This is a genomic window from Microcystis sp. M53603_WE2 (genome assembly GCF_030065435.1).
Window position 1 is genome coordinate 1 of the sequence record NZ_JASJFF010000700.1, and the last position, 3,203, is coordinate 3,203.

A 3,203-nucleotide genomic window follows, 5' to 3' on the forward strand; every position below is an offset into this window, starting at 1 on the left:
TCTCCGATAATGCTTGTTCAAATTCTTGGGATTAGACACTTTATCGCCATCGCTGGTAATCACGAGGCTACTAATTCCTAAGTCAATTCCGATGGCTTTATCGGTTGGGGGTAATGGCTTAATCGTTGGGTCATCAAATCTTATTGAAATATGCCAACGTCCTGAGGGATGTAATCTGACTGTTACTGTACTTGGTTCACATCCGTCTGGTATTTGTCTTGACCATCGAATAGGTAAAGGTTCTGTGCATTTAGCTAAATAGATTTGTCTGTCTTTGAATTTAAAAGCAGATTTGGTAAATTCGGCACTTCCTCCCTGATGTTTTTTCTTAAAGTTAGGATACTTAGTGGGACTTAGACAAAAAACAAATCGAGAAAAGCCGCAACTCCAATCCCCGCTTGGGATTTACTTCGAGAAGCCCAAAATCGCTGAAACCCAGATATATCAAGGGAAAATCATAAATCGAGGTTAACCCTTTGTCCCGTAATGGTTTGAGCCTTTTTTGCTTACCGAAAACGCCTAAGTCCCATTAGTACGACCAGCAAAGAAGTTAGTAAAAGCTGTTTGTAGGTGTCTTAACCCTTGTTGTAAAGGTACACAGCTTACTTCGTTTAAAAAGTTTAATTCTTCTTGTTTTTTCCAATGGGTTAGCATTGAAGAAGTTTGAGCGTAGCCTACTCTTTCTTGCTTTTCGTACCAAGCTTGTGTTCTGAGATGGAGAGCTTTATTGTAAACTAATCTTACACAGCCCAAAGTGCGCCGCAATAGCGACTCTTGTTCGGGTGTGGGGTAAAATCGAAACGAATAGGCTTTTTCCATGTCCTTTCACACTAGCATATATTTCGTAAATGTGCTAATACTTAACAGTAAAGCCGTCGTAGAACGACGGGGTTTCAGACCCAAAATTTTCGATGAAAACACTACAGTATGAGGAGTTAGTCTAATGGACGCGGTAATGATCGAGCAAATTGTTGTTGGTATCTCCCGGGTGGCACTGAAGCTGATGGAGCGCCTTCTATCTAATGATGATCAAGCATCTCGTCATGGTGCCTCCGTAGTGGAAAATAATAGCGAAGTCAAAAAAGCCGAGTTATCTTACTACAAAAAAAAGCTGGAACTCGATAATCAATCCCTACAACTGCAAAGAAAACAACGCCAATTCAAGTGCGAATTGGCGTTGCAGCAATTCAAGTGCGAATTGGTGCAACAAGAAACAGATAATGAAATCCCTAGGGAAAGAATCGGTTTAGAAAATCTTTCTCTTGAATTGAAAGAAATCAAAATCGCCATCCAAAAAGAACAACGTAACCTGAGTTATCTACGGCAAGAACTACTAAGAGAACAGCAAGAAAAAGAAATTGAGTTAAAGCTGCAAGAAATTCAAGCTGAGTGGGACAAAGATACATGGTTATCGCAGTTGAGTCGCTTTGAAACCGAGCAGATGCTCAAGAAATATCAACAAACTCTCTTGATATTAGCCTGTTTACCCAGTGTAGCGAGCGATCGCTCCCTAGCTGCCATGAGGAAGTTAGATTTCAAGCTAGAGATGCGAAAGGTGAGTTCTTTTCTTGCGGATTACTATTCAGTTAATGATCAACTATATCCCGTTAAATTTTTTGGAGATTATTTCAAGCAACCAATCGAGGAAATCGAAATCGAACGGTTACATAGTTTGTTGTCCTGCGTACCTGTATATATAATCTATACAGACATTCGATCGGATGCCGTGACCTTTCGAGTTGCCTCTTGGAAAATGCAGGATAAGCAAGCGATGTCTTTCTCACCGATCGAATGGAATTGGCGAGAAGTAGAACGGGAATTATTAAAGGCAGGAAAAACCGAAGATGAAATCCTCTTGATTATTAGAGCGGTAATTATCAAAATTTACCAAATTCTCTTGGCTTTTTATATCGATATTTATTATCTAAATCTCGATCCCTACTACGAAGTCCGCTTACCGAATATCGATCTCAAAAAAGAGTTAATTCAACCCTATAGCGATCTTCTTAAAGCCAAGCAAAAGAAAGTTCGAGAAGCCTACGAACAGCAATTAGCAAGACGATTTGAGAAAGAAAAAGAGCGAGAGGAAAATAAGCGGGGAGTAGAAGAGGAAGATTGTAGTCAGGAGGAGGAAAAAGGGAAAGAATTCTCCTTCGAGATCATCACCGTTGATCCCAGAGGGAATATAATCAAACCTCGCCTGGGAAAAGGTTTTCAAAAGAGCGAAAACCTCGGCAATAATATCGACCTAGAAATAGTCTATATCCCTGGCGGTACTTTCCTCATGGGATCGCCCGATGGTGAGGGGCATAACTACGAAAAACCGCAGCATCGAGTCACCGTTCCCTCTTTCTACATGGGCAAATATCCCATTACCCAAGAGCAATGGCGAATCATCGCATCTCAGGCGAAAATCGACATCGACCTATCCCTCGACCCCTCGTACTTCAAGGGAAATAATCGACCGGTAGAGTGTGTGAACTGGTATCAAGCCGTAGAATTCTGTAAACGGCTATCCAAGCTTACTCAGAAAGATTATCATCTCCCCAGCGAGGCACAGTGGGAATACGCTTGTCGCGCAGGAACGACCACTCCTTTTGCTTTCGGGGCTACCCTCTCCACCGAAATAGCGAACTATCACGGAAACTATACCTACGCCGACGGTAAAAAGGGTACTTATCGACAACAAACCACTCCCGTCGGGCAGTTTCCCCCCAACGCTTTCGGACTTTACGATATGCACGGGCAAGTCTGGGAATGGTGCGCGGACGATTGGCACGATAACTATACCGGAGCGCCAGAGGACGGGTCGGCGTGGATTACTGAGAATAATAATCGTTCTCTATTACGGGGCGGTTCTTGGTACGGCAATCCAGGTCTCTGTCGTTCCGCTTTCCGCAGCTTCTTCGCTAGGCGCGTCAGCACCTACCACTACTACGGTTTTCGTGTGGTGTGCGGGTGCTAGGAGGACTCCGTAACCCTTTTACCATAGCGGAACATTGAGCGAAAATTTGGGTTGAAAACCCCGTCGTTCTACGACAGCTTTTCTGGTTCTTCGTTACTTGGTATGGTTCGATAGGGGGGCATAAATCGACTAAATCCTTATCTGGCAAGAGACTTAATTCGATTAGTTCGCTCTAGATAAAAAACAATTGACAAAAATCGCTAAATGCCTTTCTATATAAGGGTTCCATCCCTTATAA

The 3,203-nt window shown here is 42.9% G+C and carries 1 protein-coding gene and 2 pseudogenes; 1 reads left to right on the plus strand and 2 read right to left on the minus strand.

Features of this window, described 5'->3' with window-relative positions; genetic code table 11:
• Together PX481_RS15045 and PX481_RS15050 are read right to left on the minus strand one after the other, a co-directional pair.
• Nucleotides 1-345, minus strand: a pseudogene (locus PX481_RS15045) (RNA-guided endonuclease InsQ/TnpB family protein); the annotation flags it as partial.
• 186 nt (nt 346-531) lie between these two features.
• Nucleotides 532-819: pseudogene (locus PX481_RS15050) on the minus strand (helix-turn-helix domain-containing protein); the annotation flags it as partial.
• Nucleotides 820-943: 124 nt separating this feature from the next.
• Here PX481_RS15050 and PX481_RS15055 point away from each other — a divergent pair.
• Nucleotides 944-2,965: a formylglycine-generating enzyme family protein gene (locus PX481_RS15055; protein WP_288024783.1), complete on the plus strand. Its 2,022-nt coding sequence runs from the start codon at nt 944-946 to the stop codon at nt 2,963-2,965.
• Nucleotides 2,966-3,203 lie beyond the last annotated feature (238 nt).

Coding starts and splice junctions, on each gene's coding strand:
- PX481_RS15055 (WP_288024783.1), top strand. CDS start 944: ATGGACGCGGTAATGATCGAGCAAATTGTTGTTGGTATCTCCCGGGTG.